The organism is Streptomyces sp. NPDC050508 (genome assembly GCF_040655155.1).
Lineage (GTDB): Bacteria > Actinomycetota > Actinomycetes > Streptomycetales > Streptomycetaceae > Streptomyces.
Genome location: NZ_JBFAJJ010000008.1, coordinates 224626 through 248174 on the forward strand (window position 1 = coordinate 224626; position 23549 = coordinate 248174).

The window sequence follows — 23549 nt, forward strand, 5'->3', positions numbered from 1 at the left end:
GTCAACGTTTTTGTCAACAATCTCATCGACAATCGCGTGAGGGTGGCTCCGGTGGGCCCTGCGCGTCGCTCAGGCGACCGGCGGAGTCCCGTGGGTGTGGAAGGACTCGATGGTCTTCAGGCCCCAGGCCTGCCCCTTCTGCCGCTCGTCCTCGGTCCAGGTGATCAGCGGCCAGTCGGGCGCCAGGACGAGTCGGGTGAGCGGGTTGCACAGTTCGATGCGGTTGCCGCCGGGCTCGTAGACGTAGAGGAAGAACGTCTGCTGGATGGCGTGCTTGTGCGGGCCCGTCTCGATGAACACACCGGTGTCGATGGCGAGATCGGCGGCGCGCAGGATGTCCTCGCGGGTGTCGGTCGCGAAGGCGATGTGGTGCAGCCGCCCGGTCGAACCGGTCCAGTCCTCGGTGTAGACGACGTCGTACGACTTGTTGGTGTACGTCAGCCAACGCGCCGCGATCCGGCCGCTGTTGAGCTGGATCTGCTCCGTCGGCCGGGCACCCAGCACCTGTTGCTGGAACTCGGCACTGGAAAGCACGTCCGCGGCAAGGAAGTTGATGTGGTCCAGACGCCGAACTCCGACGCCCCGGTTGGGCTTGGCCTGCGGCTGGTTCTTCAGGGCCGGCTTCAGTTCGTCGGGGGCCTGGTAGTACTCGCTCTCCCAGTACAGGGCGTGCTCGTGGCCGTCCGGGTCGGTGGTGACGTAGAGCTTGCCGAGGCCGGGTTCGTCCTCGACCCACTTGCCGGTGCCGCCTGCCTCCTCGACCGCCTTGATACGGCGCTGGAGGGCCTCCTCGCTGGAGGTGCGCAGGGCGAGGCGGCCGAGGCCGGGCTGTTCGCGGGCGGTGAGGACCAGGCTGTGGTGCTCGTAGTCGTCGTAGGTCCGCAGGTGGACGGTGTCACCGTCCTGGCCGTTGACGGTGAGACCCAGGTAGTCGGTGAAGAAGGCGACACTGGCGTCCAGGTCCGGGGTGAAGAGCTGGGCGTGGCCGATATGGGCGATGTCACCGAGCGGCGGAGCCATCGTTGCCTCCAAGGGGTCGTACGAGTGCGGGTGTGGGGGCGGGGTCGGCAGACCTGGGGAAGACCGTGCCGTCGAAGATCTTGCGTGCGGTGCGCACCACGGCGGTGCCGCGGACCACAGGAGCCGAACCTTCGGCTCCGGCGCTCACGCTAGTTTCGATGTCTAGGAATCCGCTGGGATGCTCGATGCGAATTCGGTCACTTTGTGCGGGAAGCTCCGCGATGCCCTCCCCCACCCCGCCGGGCAGGAGCAGTCCCGCCGCCACGCTCGCGGCGCCGAGGACGCCGATCGAGGTGTGGCAGCGCACGGGGATGAAGGTGCGGGTCATCACCGCGCCGCCGTCCCTGGGGGGTGCCAGCAGGGTGAGCTTGGGCACGGTGGTGCCCTCGACGTCGCCGAGGCCCATCAGCTTGCCTGCCTCCAGGCGGATCTCCCGGAGCCGGTCGGCGAGAGCGAGGTTCTCTTCCAGGTCCTTGGGGTTCTCGTAGCCGGTGATGTCCAGTGCGGCGGCCGGGATCAGGACGACCGGCATGCCGTTGTCGACGCAGGTGACCTCGGTGCCGGCGATCACGTCACGGACGCGGCCGGTCGGCAGCAACGGGTTTCCGCCCTGCGGGAATTCGATCACCACGGGTGCGGCGGTGCCGGGCACGCCGGATATCTCGGCGGTACCGGTGTAGTCGACGCGCCCGCCCGGGGTGGGGAAGCTCGCTACCGCCAGTTCCCCGGTGTTGAGCATCCGGATCCGGACGGACGTCTCGCCGTCACCGGGGGCCACGAGCCCCCGCTCCACGGCGAACGGGCCGATGCCGGCGAGGATGTTCCCGCAGTTCTGACGATCCGTCACCTCGGGCCGGTCGACCGCGACTTGCAGGAACAGGTAGTCGACGTCGGCCTCGGGATCGTCCGAGGCGGCGACCACGGCCACCTTGCTGGTCAGGGGGTGGGCGCCGCCCAGGCCGTCGATCTGGCGCGGGTCGGGGCTGCCCATGACACGCAGCAGCAGGTCGTCGCGTGCGGCGGGGTCGGTGGGGAGGTCCTCGGCCAGGAAGTAGGCGCCCTTGGAGGTGCCGCCGCGCATCAGCATGCAGCGCACCTCCGCGGGCCCGGTCACGACCCGGCTCCGGTGTACTCCTCGTACGACCGGTACTCGACGCCGAGTTGCTTGAGGGTGTCGCGCAACCCGTAGCGGTCCAGGCCGAGTTGGCCCTCCAGGAAGGCGGCGCGGGTGGCCGCTTCCTTGGCCTCGCGAGCCTCCGACTTCTCGGCGGTCTCGCGGGCCTTCTCGCGCGGTACGACCACCACACCGTCGTCGTCGGCGACGATCACGTCACCGGGGCGGACGACCTGGCCGTCGATGGCGACCGGCACGTTGACCGATCCGCCGGTGGCCTTGACGGTGCCCTGGGAGGAGACGGCGCGGGACCAGGCGGCGAAGCCCATGTCGCGCAGTTCCTGGGTGTCGCGGATGCCGGTGTTGAGGACGACTCCGCGCACCCCGCGCTTCTGGAGCGCGGTGGCGAAGAGTTCGCCGAAGAGGCCGTCCGTGCACGGGGAGGTGGTGGTGACGACCAGGATGTCGCCCTCGCCGCACTGCTCGACGGCCGCGTGGATCATGAGGTTGTCGCCGGGCCAGCTGAGCACGGTGACGGCGGTGCCGGCGACCCGAACTCCCTGTTGGACAGGGCGGATTGACGGGCCGAGCAGACCGGTGCGGCCCATGGCCTCGCTGACGGTGGCCACACCGAAGGCCGCCAGCGCCTCGACGTCCTTGGCGTCCGCCTTCGGGGGGTTGGTGACGATCACGCCGCCCATGGTTATGCCAGCTCCTTCGCGATCTGCGGGTACGGGCGCATGTACGCCTCGGCCATCGTCTTGTGGGCCAGGCCCAGGTTCGGGCCGGCGTTGCGCTTGAGCTGGACGCCGCGGCGGACGGCCAGGTCGGTGTAGTAGTCCCACAGGTGCTGCTGGGCGCCGAGGCACTCCATCGCCTTGCGCTTGGTGTCCCAGACCTCGGTGATGTCGAGGAGGACCTCGGGCTTGAAGCCGCTCATCTCGGGCTGGTGCGGCTCGAAGTAGAACACCGGCGGGGCGCCGATGATCTCGCCCTCGCCGGGGTAGCCGATGGCCTGGGCGAGGACGCGGGCCTCCAGCGCCATCCGGTTGGCGGCCGGGTGGTCGCCGTTGTACGGGTCCTCGGTGGGGTGGGTGAGCACTACGTCCGGCTGGGTGGCGCGGTAGACCTCGACGAGCTTGTCGGTCAGCTCGGCGGTGGCGACCAGGGGGTAGTCGCCGGCGTCGTAGAAGAGGACCTCGGCGCCGAGGGTGGCCGCGGCGCGCTCGGCCTCGTCCCGGCGGATCGCCTTGATCTCGTCCAACTGCTTGCCCTCACGCCAGGCCTTGGCGGACTCGCCGCGTTCGCCGAAGGTCAGACAGGCGATGGTGACCTTCTCGCCGCGGGCGGCGGCGAGGGCGATGGCTCCGCCCGCCCGCCAGACGAAGTCCCCGGCGTGCGCCGTGACGACGAGTGTCGATCGTGGGGTGGCGGGCGCGTTGCCGTGCGTCATGACTGGAATCTCCTTGGTGGACAGGTGTGCGCCCGCCCCAGGTGCGCCGATCGGCCGCGCGTCAGTCGCGCAACGCCTCGATCACACTGGTGAGATGGGCGCGGACGGCCGCCTCGGCCGCCTGCGGGTCCCTGGCCGTGATCGCCTCGATCATCGCCAGATGCTCGCTCAGGGACTGCTGCGGACGCCCCGGCCGGAGCGCCAACTGGAAGCGGTGCCGCACCAGTTGGGCGTTGAGCCGCTCCAGCAGGGCCACGGCCGTCTGCTGGCCGGAGAACTCCCGCACCTTGTCGTGCAGTTCGTGGTTGAGCTCGGAGTAGGTCACCGGCTCGCCGTCGGCCACGGCCTTGGTCATGGCCCGGCCCAGGTCCGCCAGTTCGGTCAGCTGGTCGTCGCCGGCCGCGACGGCCGCCTTGGCCGCGCACAGTCCCTCCAGGACCATGCGGCACTCCGTGATGGCGACCGCTTCCTCCACGGTCACCACCCGCACCCGGGAACCCCGGTTGCGGATCCGCTCGACCAGTCCTTCGGCCGCCAGATCGATCAACGCCGCGCGGATGCTGGCCCGCGTCACATCGAGTTGCTCGGCGAGCTCGTTCTCCACCAGCCGCTGTGCCGGTGCCATGTCGCCGTGCAGGATCGCTTGCCGCAGCTGCGTGAGCGCATGCTGCTTGGCCTGCTCCCCGGTGCTCGGACGGGCTTCTTTCGGCATCGTTGCCCTCCCTGAGTGAGTGCCTGTCGAACCTAAATCTAGCCAAACAAGATTGTCAACAATTTTGTCCGCCGTATTGCAGGCATGCTTCCGCCCATACTTACCCCAGACATGCCGCCGCCCGCCCATGGACCGGCCATGGACGGGCGGTGAACCCGCTTCTTCTACGGCTTGTGACGGGTGCAACTCATCGACTTGCCGTCCTTCGTCCCGCACCACTCCTGGTAGCCGGAGGTGAAGGATCCGGCCCAATTGTAATGATCGTCGGAGAGCTTGTCGGGCGTGTAGGCACGGTAGTTGGCCGCGTCCTTCTTGTCGCCGGAGCCGTCGTAGGCGACCAGTTGCGGGTAGGGGTAGACGGGCCGCGTGTACTCGACGGTGGGCGCGCTGCTGCTCGCGGAGGCCTTCGTGTCGCCACCGCCGAGCTGACCGCCCGCCGGTCCCCCGGGCCCGGTGCCGCCGCTGGTCTTCGACGCGATGACGGCGCCCGGTACCTTCCCGGTCTCCCGCCAGTCGATCAGCTTGCTCAGCAGGTCGAAGCTGTCGGGCCCGTCACCACCACCGCAGTGGTTGACGCCGGGGAACAGGTACAGGCGGTAGAAGTCGTCGACCTTGTCCTGCCCCATGCTGTCGATCATGGCCTGGCGATAGACGCGGGTACCGGTGGGCGGGATGTTGGGGTCGGTCAGCCCGTGCCACTGGACGATCCTGCCGCCGGCCTCGTGGAACTTGGTGAGGTCGGGGTCGGTGGCGTCGTAGATCCCGGAGACCTCCCGCTGGTAGGCCTTGAAGGTGTCCACGGTGAACAGCGACGCGTCGAGCTTCAGCGTGGGATCGGCCTCCCACTTCCCGACCCAGCGCAGGAACCCGAGCCCGATCCCGTACAGCTGGACCGAACTCTGCCCCTGACCGGCCTTCGGGATGAACAGGCCTTCCCAGGCGGTCTCGGAGCCGTAGGGCTGCCCGCCGGTGTAGAGGTGGGTGCCGTCCGGGGCGGTCACACCCGCGTACGCCTTTCGTACGACGTCGACCTGCTCGGAGGTCAGACAGCTCGAACTGTCCTTGTTGTCGCCGCACTTGAGGCTCGCCGGGTCGAAGGCGCAGGTCGCCGGATCCTGGATGAGGTCGTTGTTCAGCTTAAGGTCGGCGCACTTCGCGAGGACGGCCTTGTGGAGCATCCCGAGCTTCGAGGCGGGCAGGATCGTCGAGCCGTCCGCACGGAAGTCGATCGTCGAGAGGTACGCCTCTTGCATCGCGTTGAGCGCGGTCTGGTTGAAGGCCGGGGCGCCGACCAGGGCGGCACTGAAGTCGCCGGGGTAGCGCTGGACCTCCATCAGCGTCTCGCGTCCGCCGTCCGAGCAGCCGTCGTAGTAGGAGTACGTCGGCTCGGCGCCGTAGAACGTCTTGGTGATCGCCTTGGCGGCGGTGGCGAAGGCGTGCTCGGAGCGGTAGCCGAAGTCCACCTTGAGCTGTGGGTCGGTCGCCCAGACCTCGGCGGAACCGCCGCCCATGCCGGAGGTGGAGACGTGGCCCTGGTTGTCCTGGCCGAGGGCGAAGGACCCGTCGGTGACGGGGGCGCAGCCGGTGGAGGCGGCGGGCTGGGCGCTGACGCCGACCATGCCGCAGTAGCCGCCGCAGCCCTCCTGGAGGTAGCGCTGCCGGTACGTCTGGGTCGGCAGCCGCAGCTCGAACTGGATCTGCGGGGCGACGGTGCCCTTGACGTCGCAGTACTCGTACGCGTTCGCGTCGCCCTTCGCCACCACGCTCGCCGAGGCGACGGACGTCGCCGCGTCGTCGAGGCCGCCGAAGTCCTTCTGGAGCAGGTCGGCGCAGGAGATCCTCGGTTTGGTGACCGGCAGGTTCTTGCCCACGTCTCCTGCGGCAGTGTGGCCGATGGACACCTTTGTTACGTTCGCGCCGGCGTCCGCCGAGAACGTGTCGGGCAGCAGCGCGAGGCCGGTGACGAGGGCCGCGGCGACGACGGCCACCAGGATGACGATCCTCGTCCGCTTCGACGAGCGGGCATGACCAGAGCTCATGGCCTCAGCGTCGAGTCGGCCCCGGCGGGAGGCCACCGCCGTGGGCCGAGTGGGTGACGTCGGTCAGGCCTCGCGGTAGAGCGCGGTGAGCAGTTCCAGTACGGCCTGGGTGGCGGGGTGCGGGTCGTCCTTCCACCAGGCGAGCCGTACGGCGACGGGCTCGCCGTCGCGCACCGGCCGGTAGACGACCCCGGGCCGTGGGTACTGGTTGGCGGTCGACTCCGCGGTCATACCGACGCTGCGGCCGGTGGCGATCACGGTGAGCCAGTCGTCCACGTCGTGGGTGTCCTCGGTGGCCGGGCGGGAGTCGGGCGGCCACAGGTCGGCGGTCGTGGTGCCGGTACGGCGGTCGACGAGAAGCGTGCGCCCGGCGAGGTCGGCCAGCCGGACCGATCGGCGCCGGGCGAGGGGATCGTCGGAGGCCATGGCGCACAACCGCCGCTCCAGCCCGACGATGGCCGACTCGAACCGCCGGTCGTCCAACGGCCTGCGGACTACGGCGAGTTCGCAGGCGCCTTCGCCGAGTCCTGCGGTGGCCGAGTTGACGCGGACCAGGTGCAGGTCGGTCTCCGGGTGCGCCCTGCCCCAACGGCGCTGGAAGGGGAGCGTGTGCCGACCGAGCGCCGACCAGGCGTAGCCGATGCGCAGATGAGCGTGGCCCGAGGTGGCGTCCCGGACCAGTTCGTCGACCTCGGCCAGGACCCGCCGGGCGTGGGCGACCACCCGCAGTCCGGTGCTCGTCGGGGTCACCGATCGGGAGGTGCGCCTCAACAGCCTTACTCCCAGGGCCTGTTCGAGCGAGGCGAGGGTGCGGGAGACGGCCGCCTGGGAGACGCCGAGCGCGACGGCGGCGTCGGTGAAGGTGCCCTCGTCGACGATCGCGACGAGACACCGCAACTGCCTCAGCTCCATATCCATGACTCAAGCGTATGGATCGTCCCACTGTTGCATTTTGCGCAAGTGCGGGCGGGGAGCACGATCGGACCATGCCTGGAGCTTCAGCGACCACAACTCCCTTGCCCACCACGTCACATGGCACCCCGCGCCAGTCCCGGGTGGGACTCACCGGGATCGCCACCATGGCCGGCAGCGGGCTGTCCAACCAGACCGGTGCGGCGATCGGCTCCCTCGCCTTCCCCGTGATCGGGCCGGTGGGAGTCGTCGCGGTACGCCAGTACGTCGCCGCCGCCGTCCTGTTCGCCGTGGGCAGGCCACGGCTGCGGGAGTTCGTCTGGCGGCAGTGGTGGCCGGTGCTGCTGCTGGCCGTGGTGTTCGGGACGATGAACCTGTCCCTGTACACGGCGATAGACCGCGTCGGCCTCGGTCTTGCGGTGACGCTGGAGTTCCTGGGGCCGCTGTCCATCGCCCTGGCGGCGACCCGGCGCCGCGTGGACGCCTGCTGCGCCCTGATCGCGGCGGCGGGCGTGGTGACGCTGATGCGGCCACGCCCCTCGGCCGACTATCCGGGCATGGGGCTCGGGCTGCTGGCCGCCGCCTGCTGGGCCTCGTACATCCTGCTCAACCGGACCGTCGGCCGGCGCATCCCCGGGGCGCAGGGTCCGGCAGCAGCGGCCGGAGTGTCCGCGCTGATGTTCCTGCCGGTCGGGATCGTCGTCGCGGTCCGCCACCCGCCGACCCTCACGGCGGCCGGGTGCGCCGTGGCAGCCGGGGTGCTCTCCTCCGCGGTGCCGTATCTGGCCGATCTGTTCACGCTGCGCCGGGTGCCGGCTCCGGCGTTCGGGCTGTTCATGAGCGTCAACCCCGTGCTCGCCGCCGTGGTCGGGTGGATCGGCCTCGGGCAGCGGCTGGGCTGGGCGGAGTGGGCGGGCATCGGTGCCGTCGTGGCCGCGAACGCGCTGAGCATCCTCACGACGCGGGACTGAACTGCGGAAGCCCGCCCACCCTTTCACTCGGCGAGGATGTCGCCCATGTCGCTGTTCTCCCGCCACTGCCTGAGCAGCGCGTGGAACTCGATGGGACCACCGCCGTACGACTCGCTGCGCTCGGACGGCTTGCCCTCGTTGTTGTAGTACCCGGGCGTGCACTCGGCGAGGAACGCGTAGGTGTCCGGCGCCTTTTCACGGATCGTGGCGATCCAGGCCGCCTCCGCGTCGGCCGTCGGCTCGACGTACCGTGCCTGGCGCTTGCGGGCCTCGGCGACGACCCCGGCGACATGTGTGGCGCGTTCGTCGAGGATGTGAACCATGTTCACCGCGGAGGCGCCCTGCACCGCGCCGAACTGGAACAGGTTCGGGAAGCCGTGCACGGTCACCCCGTGCAGCGTCCGCGGCCCGTCCACCCACCGCTCGGCGAGGGACACCCCGCCCCGGCCCCGGATGCCGATGCCCATGCGCTGGGCGGACCCGACGCTGAGGTCGAAGCCGGTGGCGAAGATCAGGCAGTCCACCTCGTGCGCCACTCCGCCCACCACGACGGCGTTCTCGGTGACCTTCTCGACGCCGCCCTGGTCGGCCGTGTCGACCAGCGTGACGTTGGGCCGGTTGAAGGTCTGCAGGTAACTGTCGCTGAACGTGGGCCTCTTGCACATGTACCGGTACCAGGGCTTGAGCGCCTCGGCCGTCGCCGGGTCCTCGACGAGCGCGTCCACCCGGGCGCGCAGTTCGTTCATCTTCCGGAAGTCGGCGACCTCGGCCGTCTCTCCCGCAACGACTGTGCCACTGCCCGGCAGAAATGTCCGCAGCAGGGCGGCACTTGTGGTCCAGCCGTCGTCGATCAGGTCCTCGGCCGCGCCCCCACCGGCCACGTGGGCAAGGAAGTTGTCCCTACGACGCTGCTGCCAGCCGGGGCTGAGCGCCTCGGCCCACTGGGGATCGGTGGGCCGGTTGCCGCGTACGTCGACGGAGGACGGGGTGCGCTGGAACACGTACAACTGCTGGGCGTCGCGCCCGAGATGAGGTACGACCTGGATGGCGGTCGCGCCGGTGCCGATGAGCCCGACGCGCTTGTCGGCGAGCCCGGTCAGACCGCCGTTCGCGTCGCCGCCGGTGTAGTCGTAGTCCCAGCGGCTGGTGTGGAAGGTGTGGCCCCGGAAGGTCTCCATCCCCGGGATGCCGGGCAGTTTCGGACGACTGAGCGTGCCGAGCGCGACGACGACGTACCGGGCCCTGATGCGGTCGCCCCGCTCGGTCGCGACGACCCACTCCAACTCGTCCTCGTCCCAGGTGAGTTCAGTGACCTGGGTCTGGAAGCAGGCGTCCCGGTAGAGGTCGAAGTGGCGCCCGACGGCCCGCGCGTGCTGCCGGATCTCCTCTCCCGGCGCGTATTTCCACTCGGGGACGTGGCCGACTTCCTCCAGCAGCGGCATGTAGATGTACGACTCGATGTCGCAGTGGATGCCGGGGTAGCGGTTCCAGTACCAAGTGCCCCCGAAATCCCCGCCCTTCTCGATCACCCGGATGTCCTGGACTCCGGCCTGGCGCAGCCGTGCGGCGGCGAGCAGTCCGCCGAAGCCGCCGCCGACGATAGCGACCTCGACGCGGTCGTCGAGCGGTTCACGGGTGAGCGCGGTGCCGGCGTAGGGGTCGTCCGCGTAGTAGCCGAACTCACCGGTGGCGCCCCGGTATTGGGCGCTTCCGTCCGGTCGGATACGGCGGTCCCGCTCGGCCCGGTACTTGGCACGCAGCGTCTCCGGGTCGAAGCCGAGGTCGGTGTGGGGGGTGACGGACATGCTGGTCCTCTCTGCAGTCGTCTCTGCGGTCGTCGAGAGATGTGATGCGGTACGACAGGCCCGGACGCCGGTGTCCGTGGGGTGGCCGGCGTCCGGGGCGGGGACGTCAGTGCCGCATGTGCCGGCGGACCCAGGCGGCCTGCCCGCCGTCGACGAGCAGATCGGTGCCGGTGATGAACTGCGCCTGCGGGCCGGTCAGGAAGGCCACCGCGTCGGCGATCTCGCCCGGTGTCCCGGTGCGTCCCGAACCGCAGTCGTCGAGCATCTTGAGCATGTGCCCGCCGTGCGGCGACTCGGCCTCGGCCTTCGACATCGCGGTCGAAATGACGCCGGGGCTCACGGTGTTGATGCGGGCGCCACGCAGGTTCCAGGCGAGCGCGGCGGCCTCCACGCGCACGTGGTTGGCGCGCTTGGCGACCATGTAGGCGCGCAGTGAGTCGTCCCCCACGGCCTTGACGACGTCCAGGGAGAGGAGTTCCTCCGCCGGGGCGCTCGCCAGGGCGGCCTCGTCCTCGGGGCTGAGTGAGGCGTAGTGCCCGGCCATGCTGGAGACGGCGACCAGCGCGGTGCCGCGCCCCGCCACCGGCTCGAAGGCGTCGATCACATGGACCGTGCCCAGCAGGTCGACCTCCAGGATCGTCCGCGCCGAGGCGATCGAGGCGGAGACCCCGGCCGTGTGCGCAACGGCGACGATCCGGCCCTCGCCGGCCGCCGTCCGCGCGAGCTTGTCGACGGCCGCGCGGTCGGAGATGTCGGTGAGGACGCCGTGCGCCGGGTAGCCCTCGGCGGTCAACGCGGCCACGGTGCGGTCGAGTTGGCCGCGTGAGGCGTCGGCGAGGAACAGGGTCCGGCCGCTGCCGATACGGCGTGCGATCGCCGTGCCCATGCCTCCGGCGCCGGTGACCACGACGACGTCGCGGGGTTCCTCAGACGGTCGTTGCGCCATGGACGGCCTCCTGCCAACTCGCTCCGGCCACGATGGCCTGTCGCCATACGCGGATCGCCTTGGGCGGCATGCCGACCGCGAGGGCACCGGTGAGCCGGTCGCCGGTGCGGTAGGCGGCCACGAACCGCCGCTCGCCCAAGTCCCCGTCCACCATGGCGACTTCGTCGTGGCCGCGCAGATAGCCGTAGGCCTGGATCTTCATGTCGTACTGGTCGGACCAGAAGTAGGGCACGGGTGCGAACGCCTTGCGCGCCTCGGAGTTCAGGAGGTTGCGTGCGGCGGCCATGCCCTGTTCGGCGGCGTTGGTGCGGTGCTCGATGCGCATCGAGGTGCTGAACAGCGGGTTGTACCAGCGGGCGACGTCACCGGCCGCGTATACGTTCTTCGCGGCCTCGCAGTACTCGTCGCACACCACGCCGTCACCGACGGAGAGTCCGCTGTCGGCGAGCCACTCGGTGTTCGGCAGCGAGCCGATCGCGACGAGCACCTCGTCGGCCTCGATCTCCTCGCCGGTCCCGAGCCGTACGCCCTCGTCGGTCACCTCGGTGACGGAGACGCCGGTGCGCAGGTTCACGCCGTGGTCCACGTGCGCCTGCGCCAGTACCCGCCCGACCTGCTCGCCGACGGCGTGCGCCAGGGGCACGGGCGCCGGTTCCAGCAGGGTCACTTCAGCACCCAGGCGCCAGGCCACGGCGGCGGCCTCCGCGCCGAGGAACCCGGCGCCGACCACCACCAACTTCCGCCCGGGACCGAGCCGTTCGCGCAGGGTGAGCGCGTCGTCGAGCGTGCGCAGCACATGCGCGCCCTCGCCCGGCAGCCGCCGGGGCCGCACCCCGGTGGCGATGACGAGCCGGTCGTACGACACCCGTACGCCGCCCGACAGCCACACCTCCTGCGCGGCGAGGTCCAGCGCGGTCGCGGCGACACCGAGACGCAGGTCGAGGTCGAGCCCGGTCAGGTCGGCCGGGGTGCGCAGGGCCACCCGGTCGGGTTCCCACTCGGCGGCGAGGACCTGCTTGGACAGCGGCGGCCTGTCGTAGGGCGCGTGAGGTTCGTCCCCTACGAGGGTGAGCGTGCCGGTGTAGCCCTCGCGGCGGAGGGTCTCGGCCGCCGCGAGTCCGGCGGCCGAGGCTCCGACGACGACGATCCGGGTCACTGCTCCACCAGTCGGATCGCTGCGGCCGGGCAGACCGCCACGGCTTCCCGTACGTCGTCGAGGAGTTCGGCGCCGGGCTGTTCCTCCAGGAGGATCGCCACGCCGTCGTCGTCACGCTGGTCGAAGACGTCGGGGGCGGCGACCACGCACTGCCCGGAGGCGACGCATTTCGGTTCGTCGAGTTCGACCTTCATGGCTGTGTCCTCTGCTCTCTGTTCGTTCGTGTTCGTTCGTGAGGGGGTGGTCACCAGGCGACGGGCAGGCAGGCCACGCCGTAGGTCGTGCCGGTGCGGTCGAAGGCCAACTGCTCGACGGGGGCGGCCAGTCGGAGGGTCGGGATGCGGCGGTAGAGGGTGCCGTAGACGACCTGGAGTTCGAGGCGGGCGAGGTTCTGCCCGAGGCACTGGTGGGGGCCGTAGCCGAAGCCCTGGTGCTGGCGGGCGGAGCGGGTGATGTCGAGGCGGTCGGCCTCGGGGAACGCCTCGGGGTCCCAGTTCGCGGCGTGCAGGTCGAAGATCATGCCCTCGCCGGCGCGGATGGTGACGCCGCCGATCTCGATGTCCTCCTTGGCGACGCGGCGGACGCCGGTCTGCACGATGGTGAGGTAGCGGAGCAGTTCGTCGACCGCGCCGCCGATGACCTTGGGGTCGTCTGTGTCGCGCACCAGGGCGAGTTGGTCGGGGTTCTGGAGCAGGGCGAGCGTGCCGAGGCTGATCATCGTGGCGGTGGTCTCGTGCCCGGCGATGAGCATGGCGACGCCCATGTGGACGGCCTCGGTGCGGGTCATCTCACCGTTGTTGACCCGCCCGGCCATCTCGGACAGCACGCCCTCGGCCGGGTTCTCCAGCCTGAGCCCGATGAGCTTGTCCAGATAGGCGGCCAGCGCGCCGCTCGCCGCCCGTGCCTCCTCGGGCGACGCGGCGCTGTCGAGCGCGATGCTGCTGTTGCGCTGGAAGAAGTCGTGGTCCTCGTACGGCACTCCGAGCAGTTCGGCGATGACCAGCGAGGGGACGGGCAGGGCGAGCGCGGTGAGCAGGTCGGCGGGGTTGGGGCCGGCCAGCATGTCGTCGATCAGCTCGTCGACGATCTTCTGGACGGGGGCCCGCATGGCCTCGATCCGCTTGACGACGAACGGCGCGTTGACCGTGCGGCGCAGCCGGGTGTGCTCGGGCGCGTCGGTGTTGGTGATCATCCGCGGGGTGTGCGGGGCGATGTCGGCGCGGTGCGCGTTGACGTAGGGGAAGCCGGCTTCCAGGTCGTCGTCGCTGACGCGGGGGTCGGTGAGCAGGGCGCGCTGGTCGGCGTGGCGGGTGATCAGCCAAGGCGTGCTGCCGTTCCAGATGCGGACCCGGCCGATCGGTTTCCCGTCGCGCAGCCCGTGCACGGCGGGCGGCGGGGCGAGGGGGCAGCGCGCGTCCCGCTGCATCGGGTATTCGGGGACCGCCGTCGCCGTGTCGGGCGCGGTGTCGGTCGGGGTGTCGGCCATGTCTCTCCTCGGTGGTGGGGGGCTCTGCGTGGGGGCGGAGCGCCGGGGTACTGGGATCGAGGCCTCGATGAGCACATGCAAACAGAGCGGGCTGACTCCTTCCGGTCGGTTTCCTGACAACAACCTGACGTGGCTCAGATCACATGTCGACGCTGTTGCCATGAACCGGACAGAGATGCCAGGGAGGGTCAACTCAGGTGAATTACAAGCGAGTTGACCGACAGGGACGTGACGCCACCGACTCGCGAACGCAACAAAAGAAGGGCGGCACCACGTCACCGTGACACCGCCCCACACCCCGCTTCACAGGGTGCACATATTTGCTCCGCGAATCCCTTGCAACTCCCCCGGCGGGCACTAGCGCGCTCACACCTCATTGGCCGCCCGCCCGAGCCAGTAGCCGAAGCCCCGGCGCGTATGAATGAGCGCCGCGCCTTCCTGGTCCACCTTGCGCCGGAGGCGGGAGACGAGCTGCTCCATCGCGTTGTCACCGCGGAAGTCGCCCCAGACATACCGGCTGATCTGCTCCTTGGACAGCACCTTGTGCGCGTTGACGAGGAGGTGGCGCAGCAGCCGGTACTCCGCGGGCGTGAGGTCGAGGGTGCGCCGTCCGCGCCGCGCCTGGCAGGTGGTGTCGTCCAGGACGAGGTCGGCGTAGTGCAGCGCGCCGTCGCGTCCGCCGCCCCGGCCGCGCAGCAACACCTGGATACGGGCGAGCACTTCGGCGATCCGGAAGGGCTTGGTGACGTAGTCCCGCTCCCCCGCGCCCAGTTCGGGCAGCAGCTTGTCGAGGGCGTCCCAGCCGGTGAGCAGAAGGACGGGCGGGCGGTGCGTGACGAGTCGGCGGCCCTGCGCGAGGGCGTCCATCTCGGGCAACTCCGCGTCGATGACGACCAGTTCGAACCGCTGCTCCGCGAGCCGTGACACCACCTCGGTGCCGTTGCCGGCCGTCCTGATGTGGTAGCCCGCCAACTCCAGTGTCGTGGAGAGGAGTTCGGCGTTGTCCGGCTCGTCCACGGCGACGAGCAGGTGCTGCCCGCCACCGCGGGCGAGCGAGCGTGTCTCACCGATGCTGCCGTACGTGGACATGAGCGTCACCCTACCGTCCTGCTTGCCTGACTCAAGCAATATACATTCGATTGCTTGACTCAAGTAAGTCAGATACGCTTGCCTAACTCAAGGAAGCTCGCCCTGAGGACGGGCCGCCAGGAGTCAGGAGCACAGCTGAGCCTCTCGCTCACCAGAGCCGGGGTCGCCTTGAGCGGAAGGCGACTCCCGCGCCGAACCCGTGGGGACGGGGGTCGGCGCTGTCCCGGACCCGGCCGCCGGCCACTCCCCCGGATCGGCGCCGGGTCCGTGGACAAACCCCGTTCCCGCGCCCGGCGTGCGGGTCGCGCACCCGGAGAACCTTGGAGACGGCGTGGACACCGAGCTCGGCGAACAGCCGCTCTGCCGTGGTGAGGATCAACTCCCGGGTACTGCCGACCTGTTCGGCCTGTGCTGTCGCCTTGTCCGTCATCGCCGTTCTCCCGGACACGGACTCCAGGCAAACGGAATACCTCATTCAGGTCGAGCAGCTGACTTAAACATCGTCGCGTTCCGGCCACGTACCGCCCCGCCGGGCAGGCGACCGTCAGGCCGTCCGCCTGCGGGTCCGGTACAGGCTTACGCCCGCCCCGATCGCGACGGTACCCATGCCCACGGCGGTCAGGACGGCCTGCGCGCCGTCGGCGACGAAGGGCGCGGCCACAGCGACGAGCAGGTTGAACAGGAACAGGAACCACAGCACGGGTCTCGACGCGAGCAGCGGCGTCATGGGTGGTTCCTCCGGATCGAGAAGACTTGGATCTTGGCTGACGTGTTGCCTCAACGATTCCGTCGTCCGCCCGACGCCACGAGGGAGCGATCTCCCGGACCCGTGGTGGAGCGGGCTACACCCGTGCCGGGCGGTCCGCTCCCCCACACCCGGACAGATGCGCCTAACCTGATCTTCATGCGCGCCACCGTGCGGCAGGCCGCCCGGGCGACAGTCCAGCTGGTCGTCTCCGCCGCGATGACCTTCGGGTCGTACATCTTCGTCACCGTGCTCCTGATCACCGCGATCGCCACGGCCGCGGTGGTCGGCGCCTTCATGCTGCCCGAGACGGTGCTGCTGATACGGCGGATCGCCGGGGCCAAGCGGCAGCAGGCGGGCGCGTGGACGGGCCGGAAGATCCCGGAGGCGTACCAGCCGCTCACCGGCACCGTGCGGGAGCGGGTGCGCACCGCGGTCCGCGACCCGGGCACGCTCACCGACTTCCGTTGGATGATCGCCTACTACGCCTACGGCACGCTGCCTGTGCTGATGCTGCCCTTGTGGCCGCTGGGTCTGGTCGTCGACGGTGTGTGGTGCGGGCTGCTGCGCCGCCGGGCCGTCGTCCTGCCGTTGATCAGCCGGCTCGCGGACCTCGACGCGCACTGGTCCACCGTCCTGCTGAAACCCTCACCCAAGGCCCAACTGGCCGTACGGGTCGAGGAGTTGGTGCAGACCCGGGCGGGCGCCATCGCCGCGCACGAGGCCGAACTGCGCCGGATCGAACGCGACCTGCACGACGGCACCCAGGCCCGGCTGGTCTCACTCTCCATGCGTATCGGTCTCGCCAAGCGGGCCTACGACCAGGACCCGACGGCGGCGCGCAGGATGCTCGACGACGCGCAGACGCTGGCCGAGGAGGCGCTGACGGATCTGCGGCATGTCGTACGCGCCATCCATCCGCCGATCCTCACCGACCGCGGCCTGGTCGGCGCGGTCCGCGCGCTCGCCGCCAGCAGCGCGCTCTCCGTCACCGTGACCGTGGACGGGCTGACCGACGGACACCACGGGCCGCGCGCCCCGGCGGCGGTGGAGGCTGCCGCCTACTTCGTGATCGCCGAGTCGCTGACCAACGCGGCCAAGTACAGCGGCGCCGACCGCGCCGACGTCCATCTCGCCCGCGCCCGCACCGGACTGCACGTCCGGGTGCGCGACGAGGGGCGGGGCGGAGCTGGGGGCCCCTCCCAGGCTATTGGCTCTGGGGGAGAGGCGGGCGGATCGGGGCTGCTCGGTATGCGGCGCCGGGTGGCCGCGCTCGACGGCAGTGTGACTGTGACCAGCCCCGTGGGGGGACCTACCGTGATCGAAGTGGAGCTGCCGTGCGTCTGGTGAGCGTAGTTGAGGCGGAACTGTCGTGAGAGTGCTGCTCGCCGAGGACAACGCCCTGCTCAGGGAGGGTCTGGTCCTCCTGTTGACATCAGCGGGGCACGAGGTGGTGGCCGTCGTCGGCAGCGGACCCGAGGTGCTGCCCGCGCTGCTCCAACACCGGCCGGACGTGGCCGTGCTCGACGTGCGAATGCCGCCGGGCTTCCGCGACGAGGGCCTGCGGGCCGCGCTCGAAGCGCGAGAGCGCATCCCGGGGCTGCCGGTGCTGGTGCTGTCGCAGTACGTCGAGGAGTCGTACGCCGCCGAGCTGTTGGGGGTCGGGGCGAGCGGGGTCGGCTATCTCCTCAAGGACCGGATCGGGCGCGTGGACGAGTTCCTCGACGCGCTGGACCGGGTGGCCGCCGGCGGTACGGCGCTCGACCCCGAGGTGGTGACCGAGCTGCTCACCCGGCGCCGTAACTCACCGCTGGACTCGCTGACCCCGCGCGAGCGCGAGGTGCTGAAGCTGATGGCGGAGGGCCACGACAACACGACGATCGCCAAGACCCTGGTCGTCACGGAACGCGCGGTCAGCAAGCACATCGGCAACGTGTTCCTGAAGCTGAGCCTGCCGCCGAGCGACAGCGGGCACCGCCGGGTGCTGGCCGTGCTGGCGTATCTGCAGAACGTGTGACACGCGCACCGCCGGTCGTACTCAGGGATGACACGACCTGCGGTGCGTACCGCGTTCTCAGTAGTCGCGATTGTCGGCAGCCGTACGACGACGGGACGGGGGTCCGCACGGGAGTCTGGGGCGGTCCCCGAGAGCAGCCGCAGATGTGGAGTACTCGGTCCCGTGGCCACTTCCCTCGATTGACCGGGCCTCATCGGAGACAACCATGAACGACAGCTGGCAGCGCTACGCGGACGAGCACATCCGCACCGTCGACACCATGTCGGCCGTCCTGCTGTTCGCCATGTTCCTCTTCGGCAGCGAGCTGGGCATCCCCGACGGTCCCCGGCCGGACGCGGTGGGCCCCACGATCGCGCTCGCCGCGGTGTCCTGCGCGGCCCTGTTCTGGCAGCGGAGCCGTCCTCGTACGGTCGTCACGGTCACGGCGTCGGCCGCCGCATGGGCCGGCGCGCTGGGCCACCTGCTCACCCCGCTGATGCTGGGGCCGCTGATGCTGGCCCTGTACCGGCTGGCCGTTCACACCGGTCGCGGAACGGCCCGCCGCTACTTCTTCGCCTCGGTCGTGCTGGTGGTGACCACGGCCACGGCGGTGGACCCGGCGCATCACCCCTGGCCGTTCAGGACCGTCGGCCCGGCGGCCTGGCTGCTGTTGCCGGTCGTCGCCGGGAACGCGGTCCGGCTGCGGGACGCCTATCTGGAGGCGGTGCAGGCGCGGGCCGAGTACGCCGAGCGCAGCCGGGAGGAGGAGGCACGGCACCGGGTGGCCGAGGAACGGATGCGTATCGCCCGGGAGTTGCACGATGTCGTCGCCCACCATCTGGCCCTGGCCCACGCCCAGGTCGGTACCGCGGCCCACCTCGCGCGCACGCACCCCGACCATGTGCAGAGGATCCTGACGGAACTCGCCGGTACGACGTCCTCCGCACTGTGCGAGATGAAGGGCACGGTCGGTCTGCTGCGCCAGTCCGACGACCCCGGCACACCTCTCGCCCCGAGCCCCGGGCTGGCCCAACTCGCCGAACTCACCGGCGCGTTCGCAGCCGCCGGTCTCACGGTCACCGTGACGACGGAGGGCGAGAAGCGCCCGCTCTCACCCGGGGTGGACCTGACGGCGTACCGGATCGTGCAGGAGGCCCTCACCAATGTCAGCAAGCACGCCACGACCCGGTCGGCGCACGTGCGGCTGCGCTACGCCTACGACCGGCTGACCGTCACCGTGACCGACGACGGGGCGAGCACGGCGCCGGCGGTCAACCCGACCCCTGCCCCCACCCCGGGCCACGGCTTCGGCCTGATCGGGATGCGCGAGCGCGCCCGGTCGGTCGGCGGCGCCCTCCGGGCCGGGCACCGTGTCGAGGGCGGCTTCGAAGTCACCACCGATCTGCCGCTGTACCCCAGCGCCCCGCAACCGCAAGAAAGAACCCCATGACCATCCGCGTACTGCTCGCCGACGACCAGGCCCTCCTGCGGGCCACCTTCCGGATCCTGATCGACACCTGCGAGGACATGGAGGTGGTCGCCGAGGCGGCCGACGGCGCCGAGGCGATCCTGCTGGCCGGTGAACACCGCCCCGACCTCGTCCTGATGGACATCCGCATGCCCGGCACCGACGGCCTGACCGCCACGACCGCCATCTGCGCCGACCCGGCGCTGTCCGACACGCGCGTCCTCATCCTGACCACCTTCGAGATCGACGAGTACGTGGCGCAGGCACTGCGGGCGGGCGCGAGCGGCTTCCTCGGCAAGGACGTCACCGCCGAGGCCCTGCTGTCCGGCATCCGCACCGTCGCCTCCGGCGAGTCGCTCCTCTCCCCACTCGCCACCCGCACCCTGATCACCCGCTTCCTGGCCACGCCCGCACAGGGCGCCCGGCTGGCCGCGCCCGAGCGGCTCGGCCTCCTCACCGCCCGGGAGCGCGAGATCATGGCCATGGCCGCCGAGGGCCACTCCAACGACGAGATCGCCGAGAAGCTGTACGTCAGCCCGCTGACCGTACGCACCCACGTGCACCGCGCCATGACAAAACTCGACGCCCGCGACCGCGCCCAACTCGTCGTGATGGCCTACCAGACGGGGCTGGTGCAGGCACCGCCCACACCCGTCCCCGAGTTCTGAGCCGACGGCCACCCATGGGGATCGCGGCCGTTCAGGCGAACCCGCCCCGAACCACGCGTGCCACCGCCCGACCTCGTCGACATCTCTGCCGTGACCCCACCACCGCCCCTCCCCCACATCCCACCCATGCTCGCCACCCCCGGCGCTCTCCCGCCCGCCGCGCACGACTCCCAGTGGGCCTACGAGACCAAGCAGGACGGCCAGCGTGTGCTGGCGTACCTCCCCGGCGACGGCAGTGTGCGGCTGCTCGCCCGCTCCGGCGAGGACATCACCGGCGCCTATCCCGAACTGCGGCCCCTGGGCGGCGAGTTGGGCACCACTGCGGCGATCCTGGACGGCGAGGTGCTGGCCCTGGACGAACAGGGGCGCGCCGACTTCCAGTTGCTGCAGGGCCGGATGGGCCTGGCCCGGTCGCCCGCGCTGGCGGCACGCCGAGCCGCCGACACGCCCGTTCATCTCGTGCTGTTCGACATTCCCCACCTCGGACGGCCGCTCCTCGCCCTCCCGTACGCCCGCCGACGCGCCGCGCTGGAACAGCTCGGTCTGGACGGCCCGTACTGGTCGACTCCCGCCGCACTCACCGGACATGGCGCCGAGGCGCTGCGGGCAACCCGCGAGCACGGACTGGAGGGCCTGGTCTGCAAGCGGCTGGACTCGGTGTACGAGCCCGGGGTGCGTTCCCGCGCCTGGATCAAGATCCGCAACCTGCGCAGCGAGGACGTGCTGGTCGGCGGCTGGGTGCCCGGCAAGGGGCGCCTCACGGGCCTGCCGGGCGCGGTGCTGGTGGGGCAGCGCGCGGCGGGGCGGCTGCGGTACGTCGGCAATGTGGGCACCGGCTGGAGCGAGGCCGAGCGCGCCGAACTCGCCGTACTGCTGCGGGCCGCCGGGACCGACGTGTGCCCCTTCGATCCGGTGCCGCCGGTGGCCGAGGCCCGCTGGGTGGTGCCCCGGCTGGTCGGCGAGGTCCGTTACAGCACCCGTACCCGGGCCGGGATGCTGCGCCAGCCGTCCTGGCTGCGGCTGCGGCCGGACCTCGCGCCGGAGGAGTCGGCGGCGGACGTACCGGAGGACATGCCGGAGAACTGAGGAAGTTGCGTAGATCAAGTATTGGGTGATCCGTTACCGGAGTGACACCCCACCCCCTTGGCGCGTACATGGAAAGTCGGCACCATGAAAGCCCTTTCCCCCCACAGCCGTCGGGCTGCGCCCGAGAGGAGGACGCATTGTCGTCCCCGAAGTCCCGAACCCGCCGTACAAGGTGGTTCGCCGGTCTCGGCGGTGCCGCCGCCCTGGTCATCGCCTTTCCCAGCGCCGCCTTCGCCGCCCCGCCCACGGCGCTGCCCGCGAACGCCGAAGCGGCGGAGCAGACGTATCTGCCCGCCTTCGACTACGACACGGACGGCTGCTACCCGACGCCGGCGATCGGCCCCGACGGGACGATCAACGGCGGTCTCAACCCGACGGGTTCGCTCAGCGGCGAGTGCCATGACGCCTCGGACCTCGACAACACCAACAGCTACTCGCGCTACAAGTGCAACAACGGCTGGTGCGCGTACATGTACGGCCTGTACTTCGAGAAGGACCAGGCCGTCGCCAACTCCAGCATCGGCGGGCACCGCAACGACTGGGAACACGTCGTGGTGTGGGTGCAGAACGGCACGATCCAGTACGTGTCGACGTCCAACCACGGTTCGTTCACCGTGCACGCGGCGTCCGACGTCCGCTTCGACGGCACGCACGCCAAGATCGTCTACCACAAGGACGGCATCGGCACGCACGACTTCCGCCTCGCGAACGCCAATGACGAGCCGCCGGAGAACGACAAGCACACCTGGCAGTACCCGCCGCTCGTCGGCTGGAACGGCTACCCGGCGGGCCTGCGCGACAAGTTGAGCGCCTACGACTTCGGCAGCGCCAACTTCGGACTCAAGGACGCGAACTTCGTGGCACACCTCACGTCGGCCGAGCCGTCCGGAATCACGTTCGACCCGGCCGCCTGACCGAACCGTCCAGGGGGCACCATCGTTCTCAGGGCTCCCGGAGTCATCTCGACCCCGGGAGCCGAGAGGACGGAACGTGGCAGCTGAACGCGGGATCTCGCGCAGGGCTCTGCTCATCGCCCTGGGTATCGCCGGGGCGACGGCCATCCCGGCGGGTGCGCAGGGCCCGGCACCCGGGAACGGATACACCATGCCCACCCTCGATTTCGACGACCAGGCCGTCCAACGCCGCCTCGGCAGCGTCTACGCGTCCGCGCTCGGATCCGTGTCCGGCGCCAACACCATCGGCGCCGACCGCTCGGTGTACGACAAGGCGGGCCTGCTCAGCTACCCGCCCGGCACCGTCGTCCGGGCGGGCGGCGGCTATCCCGCGCCGCAGCGCTGGACACGGGACGCGGCCGTCAACGCGTGGAGCGGGGTCAGCCTGCTGGCGCCGGACGTCGGCCGCAACACCCTGTGGTCCGTGGTCGACCGCGAGCAGGGCGGGCTCGTCGTCCAGCAGGACAACCAGTGGTGGGACCAGATCGTGTGGGTCCTGGCCGCCCACCACCACTACCTGGTCACCGGCGACCGGCACTTCCTCACCCAGGCCTACGACACCTCCGCGCACACCCTCGCAGCGCGCCGGGCCGAGCACTTCAACCCGTCGTTCGGCCTCTTCGAAGGGCCGGGCTTCATGAACGACGGCATCTCCGGCTACCCGAGCCCGCCCGCCTCGACGTCCGTCCACTCCTCCTTCGTCCTCGACCACCCGCACACCGACAAGCTGATGTGCCTGTCGACCAACTGCCTCTACTACGGCGCCCATCTCGCCCTCGCAGCCATGTCCGAGGCCCTCGGCCACCCGGTGCAGGCCGCCTCGTTCCGCTCGGACGCGGAGCACCTGCGCACGGCGATCGACCACCACCTGTGGCGCGCGGACGCCGGCACCTACGCCTATCTCGTGCACGGCGAGGGCACCCATGCCGGACACGTCGACACCTCGCAGGAGGGCGCGGGACTGGCCCTCGCGATCCTCCTCGGTGTCGCCGACGGCCAACGCGCCGGCCGGATCCTCGACTCCACGCACTGGCAGCCGTACGGCATCGTCAACGTCTGGCCGCACTTCCCGCGCTTCGACGACCGGCATCCGGGACGGCACAACGTGATGGTCTGGCCGATGGTCCACGGGCTGTACGGCCAGGCCGCGGCCGACGCGGGCCGCACCGAGCCGTTCGCCCTCGCCGTCGACACCCTCGCCGGACTGATCACCGCGAGCGGCGGCTTCTACGAGCTGTACGACTCCGCGACCGGCACCGTGGACGGCGGCTGGCAGGGCGGCAGCAGCGGACACGCCGACCACTTCGTGTCCCAGCCCGACCAGACCTGGTCGGCGACGGCCTATCTGCGCCTGGTCCACGACGGCCTGTTCGGCCTGACGCTCACGGACGACGCCCTGCGGCTGAGCCCGTGTCTGCCGGCGAACTGGGGGGCGGTGAGTCTGCGCGGGCTGCCGTACCGGGGCATGACGCTCGACGTGACGCTGAGCGGGGGCGGGAGCCGGGTGCAGTCGTGCACGGTCGACGGGGCGCCGGGCTCACCGGTCGTGGCCGCGGGCGGGCGGGGGCGGCAGGTGATTTCGATCGTGCTGGCGGAGTGAGCGATCCACTGGTTGGGGGGTGATGTGCGGCTCCGCCGCGGGGCCCTGATGGGTCGCCGTTCGGGTGCCGCGCCGTTGTGGCTGGTCGCGCAGTTCCCCGCGCCCCTTATGGTCCAGGGATTTGCCGAGGCGCGGCCGGCTTCACCTGGGCCGCCTCGGTCCGCGGGCGGCTGCCGCGTCATCGTGGCTGCTTGCGCCCATGCGGCGGAGCCGCAAAACGACACAGCCCCGCGCCCGGCCCGCTTCGGTCCTCGGGACTAGGTCCGGAGGTGGGTGCCTCTTCCTCCTCCGGTCTGTTCTGCGGACGCAGCCCCGCGCCTAGCGTGTTGG

The 23549-nt window shown here is 70.6% G+C and carries 22 protein-coding genes and 1 pseudogene; 8 read left to right on the top strand and 15 right to left on the bottom strand.

Annotated features, from left to right (window positions below; genetic code table 11):
- Nucleotides 1-69: 69 nt before the first annotated feature.
- From AB0I69_RS24140 to AB0I69_RS24170, 7 genes are all read right to left on the bottom strand, one after another.
- Nucleotides 70-1020, bottom strand: coding sequence for a catechol 2,3-dioxygenase (locus AB0I69_RS24140; protein WP_363097728.1), 951 nt, complete (start codon nt 1018-1020; stop codon nt 70-72).
- Nucleotides 1001-2134 (bottom strand): 4-oxalomesaconate tautomerase, encoded by a 1134-nt coding sequence (locus AB0I69_RS24145; RefSeq protein WP_363097729.1) that lies wholly within the window; start codon nt 2132-2134, stop codon nt 1001-1003. Before AB0I69_RS24145 ends, AB0I69_RS24140 begins: the two co-directional genes overlap by 20 nt.
- Nucleotides 2131-2835: a 4-carboxy-4-hydroxy-2-oxoadipate aldolase/oxaloacetate decarboxylase gene (locus AB0I69_RS24150; protein WP_363097730.1), complete on the bottom strand. Its 705-nt coding sequence runs from the start codon at nt 2833-2835 to the stop codon at nt 2131-2133. The genes AB0I69_RS24145 and AB0I69_RS24150 overlap by 4 nt, the downstream gene beginning before the upstream one ends.
- Nucleotides 2836-2837: 2 nt before the next feature.
- Nucleotides 2838-3587: a PIG-L deacetylase family protein gene (locus AB0I69_RS24155; protein WP_363097731.1), complete on the bottom strand. Its 750-nt coding sequence runs from the start codon at nt 3585-3587 to the stop codon at nt 2838-2840.
- 61 nt (nt 3588-3648) lie between these two features.
- A complete protein-coding gene (locus AB0I69_RS24160) occupies nt 3649-4299 on the bottom strand; it encodes a GntR family transcriptional regulator (RefSeq protein ID WP_363097732.1) in 651 nt (216 codons plus the stop codon).
- 164 nt (nt 4300-4463) lie between these two features.
- Nucleotides 4464-6338 carry a tannase/feruloyl esterase family alpha/beta hydrolase gene (locus tag AB0I69_RS24165; RefSeq protein WP_363097733.1) on the bottom strand — a complete coding sequence of 625 codons (1875 nt, stop codon included), beginning with the start codon at nt 6336-6338 and terminating at the stop codon, nt 4464-4466.
- 63 nt (nt 6339-6401) lie between these two features.
- A complete protein-coding gene (locus tag AB0I69_RS24170) occupies nt 6402-7256 on the bottom strand; it encodes a LysR family transcriptional regulator (protein ID WP_363097734.1) in 855 nt (284 codons plus the stop codon).
- 68 nt (nt 7257-7324) lie between these two features.
- Between AB0I69_RS24170 and AB0I69_RS24175 the strand changes: the two genes are divergently transcribed.
- Nucleotides 7325-8221: an EamA family transporter gene (locus AB0I69_RS24175; protein WP_363097735.1), complete on the top strand. Its 897-nt coding sequence runs from the start codon at nt 7325-7327 to the stop codon at nt 8219-8221.
- Between the two features lie 23 nt (nt 8222-8244).
- Here AB0I69_RS24175 and AB0I69_RS24180 read toward each other — a convergent pair whose 3' ends face one another.
- The 8 genes and pseudogenes from AB0I69_RS24180 to AB0I69_RS24215 form a co-directional block, all read right to left on the bottom strand.
- The gene (locus AB0I69_RS24180; RefSeq protein ID WP_363097736.1) at nt 8245-10026 is read right to left on the bottom strand and encodes an NAD(P)/FAD-dependent oxidoreductase; all 1782 of its coding nucleotides are present in this window, start codon (nt 10024-10026) and stop codon (nt 8245-8247) included.
- A 106-nt stretch (nt 10027-10132) separates the two neighbouring features.
- A complete protein-coding gene (locus tag AB0I69_RS24185) occupies nt 10133-10972 on the bottom strand; it encodes an SDR family oxidoreductase (protein WP_363097737.1) in 840 nt (279 codons plus the stop codon).
- Nucleotides 10953-12128: an FAD-dependent oxidoreductase gene (locus AB0I69_RS24190; RefSeq protein WP_363097738.1), complete on the bottom strand. Its 1176-nt coding sequence runs from the start codon at nt 12126-12128 to the stop codon at nt 10953-10955. The genes AB0I69_RS24185 and AB0I69_RS24190 overlap by 20 nt, the downstream gene beginning before the upstream one ends.
- On the bottom strand, nt 12125-12322 hold the full coding sequence (locus tag AB0I69_RS24195; RefSeq protein WP_033282886.1) for a ferredoxin: 198 nt from the start codon (nt 12320-12322) through the stop codon (nt 12125-12127). Before AB0I69_RS24195 ends, AB0I69_RS24190 begins: the two co-directional genes overlap by 4 nt.
- A gap of 50 nt (nt 12323-12372) precedes the next feature.
- On the bottom strand, nt 12373-13614 hold the full coding sequence (locus tag AB0I69_RS24200; RefSeq protein WP_363097739.1) for a cytochrome P450: 1242 nt from the start codon (nt 13612-13614) through the stop codon (nt 12373-12375).
- 366 nt (nt 13615-13980) lie between these two features.
- The gene (locus tag AB0I69_RS24205; RefSeq protein ID WP_363097740.1) at nt 13981-14703 is read right to left on the bottom strand and encodes a response regulator transcription factor; all 723 of its coding nucleotides are present in this window, start codon (nt 14701-14703) and stop codon (nt 13981-13983) included.
- A 322-nt stretch (nt 14704-15025) separates the two neighbouring features.
- Nucleotides 15026-15133 (bottom strand): annotated as a pseudogene (locus AB0I69_RS24210) (TetR family transcriptional regulator); the annotation flags it as partial.
- 114 nt (nt 15134-15247) lie between these two features.
- Nucleotides 15248-15430: a hypothetical protein gene (locus AB0I69_RS24215; RefSeq protein WP_363097741.1), complete on the bottom strand. Its 183-nt coding sequence runs from the start codon at nt 15428-15430 to the stop codon at nt 15248-15250.
- Between the two features lie 177 nt (nt 15431-15607).
- Between AB0I69_RS24215 and AB0I69_RS24220 the strand changes: the two genes are divergently transcribed.
- From AB0I69_RS24220 to AB0I69_RS24250, 7 genes are all read left to right on the top strand, one after another.
- Nucleotides 15608-16798, top strand: a complete 1191-nt coding sequence (locus AB0I69_RS24220) for a histidine kinase (RefSeq protein ID WP_363097742.1) — start codon at nt 15608-15610, stop codon at nt 16796-16798.
- A 22-nt stretch (nt 16799-16820) separates the two neighbouring features.
- Nucleotides 16821-17465 (top strand): response regulator transcription factor, encoded by a 645-nt coding sequence (locus AB0I69_RS24225; protein WP_363097743.1) that lies wholly within the window; start codon nt 16821-16823, stop codon nt 17463-17465.
- Between the two features lie 205 nt (nt 17466-17670).
- A complete protein-coding gene (locus AB0I69_RS24230; protein ID WP_363097744.1) occupies nt 17671-18894 on the top strand; it encodes a sensor histidine kinase in 1224 nt (407 codons plus the stop codon).
- Nucleotides 18891-19580, top strand: a complete 690-nt coding sequence (locus AB0I69_RS24235; protein WP_363097745.1) for a response regulator transcription factor — start codon at nt 18891-18893, stop codon at nt 19578-19580. Before AB0I69_RS24230 ends, AB0I69_RS24235 begins: the two co-directional genes overlap by 4 nt.
- A gap of 126 nt (nt 19581-19706) precedes the next feature.
- Entirely contained in the window at nt 19707-20666 is a 960-nt protein-coding gene (locus AB0I69_RS24240; protein WP_363097746.1) for an ATP-dependent DNA ligase, read from the top strand.
- Nucleotides 20667-20803: 137 nt separating this feature from the next.
- On the top strand, nt 20804-21580 hold the full coding sequence (locus tag AB0I69_RS24245) for an NPP1 family protein (RefSeq protein ID WP_363097747.1): 777 nt from the start codon (nt 20804-20806) through the stop codon (nt 21578-21580).
- Nucleotides 21581-21656: 76 nt separating this feature from the next.
- On the top strand, nt 21657-23219 hold the full coding sequence (locus AB0I69_RS24250) for a glycosyl hydrolase family 65 protein (RefSeq protein WP_363097748.1): 1563 nt from the start codon (nt 21657-21659) through the stop codon (nt 23217-23219).
- The last annotated feature ends 330 nt before the right edge of the window (nt 23220-23549 follow it).

What these genes read in the sequence shown, in the direction of transcription:
- AB0I69_RS24140 (WP_363097728.1), bottom strand. Translation starts at nt 1,020, where the DNA reads ATGGCTCCGCCGCTCGGTGACATCGCCCATATCGGCCACGCCCAGCTC.
- AB0I69_RS24150 (WP_363097730.1), bottom strand. Translation starts at nt 2,835, where the DNA reads ATGGGCGGCGTGATCGTCACCAACCCCCCGAAGGCGGACGCCAAGGAC.
- AB0I69_RS24155 (WP_363097731.1), bottom strand. Translation starts at nt 3,587, where the DNA reads ATGACGCACGGCAACGCGCCCGCCACCCCACGATCGACACTCGTCGTC.
- AB0I69_RS24160 (WP_363097732.1), bottom strand. Translation starts at nt 4,299, where the DNA reads ATGCCGAAAGAAGCCCGTCCGAGCACCGGGGAGCAGGCCAAGCAGCAT.
- AB0I69_RS24165 (WP_363097733.1), bottom strand. Translation starts at nt 6,338, where the DNA reads ATGAGCTCTGGTCATGCCCGCTCGTCGAAGCGGACGAGGATCGTCATC.
- AB0I69_RS24170 (WP_363097734.1), bottom strand. Translation starts at nt 7,256, where the DNA reads ATGGATATGGAGCTGAGGCAGTTGCGGTGTCTCGTCGCGATCGTCGAC.
- AB0I69_RS24175 (WP_363097735.1), top strand. Translation starts at nt 7,325, where the DNA reads ATGCCTGGAGCTTCAGCGACCACAACTCCCTTGCCCACCACGTCACAT.
- AB0I69_RS24180 (WP_363097736.1), bottom strand. Translation starts at nt 10,026, where the DNA reads ATGTCCGTCACCCCCCACACCGACCTCGGCTTCGACCCGGAGACGCTG.
- AB0I69_RS24185 (WP_363097737.1), bottom strand. Translation starts at nt 10,972, where the DNA reads ATGGCGCAACGACCGTCTGAGGAACCCCGCGACGTCGTCGTGGTCACC.
- AB0I69_RS24195 (WP_033282886.1), bottom strand. Translation starts at nt 12,322, where the DNA reads ATGAAGGTCGAACTCGACGAACCGAAATGCGTCGCCTCCGGGCAGTGC.
- AB0I69_RS24200 (WP_363097739.1), bottom strand. Translation starts at nt 13,614, where the DNA reads ATGGCCGACACCCCGACCGACACCGCGCCCGACACGGCGACGGCGGTC.
- AB0I69_RS24205 (WP_363097740.1), bottom strand. Translation starts at nt 14,703, where the DNA reads ATGTCCACGTACGGCAGCATCGGTGAGACACGCTCGCTCGCCCGCGGT.
- AB0I69_RS24215 (WP_363097741.1), bottom strand. Translation starts at nt 15,430, where the DNA reads ATGACGCCGCTGCTCGCGTCGAGACCCGTGCTGTGGTTCCTGTTCCTG.
- AB0I69_RS24220 (WP_363097742.1), top strand. Translation starts at nt 15,608, where the DNA reads ATGCGCGCCACCGTGCGGCAGGCCGCCCGGGCGACAGTCCAGCTGGTC.
- AB0I69_RS24230 (WP_363097744.1), top strand. Translation starts at nt 17,671, where the DNA reads ATGAACGACAGCTGGCAGCGCTACGCGGACGAGCACATCCGCACCGTC.
- AB0I69_RS24235 (WP_363097745.1), top strand. Translation starts at nt 18,891, where the DNA reads ATGACCATCCGCGTACTGCTCGCCGACGACCAGGCCCTCCTGCGGGCC.
- AB0I69_RS24240 (WP_363097746.1), top strand. Translation starts at nt 19,707, where the DNA reads ATGCTCGCCACCCCCGGCGCTCTCCCGCCCGCCGCGCACGACTCCCAG.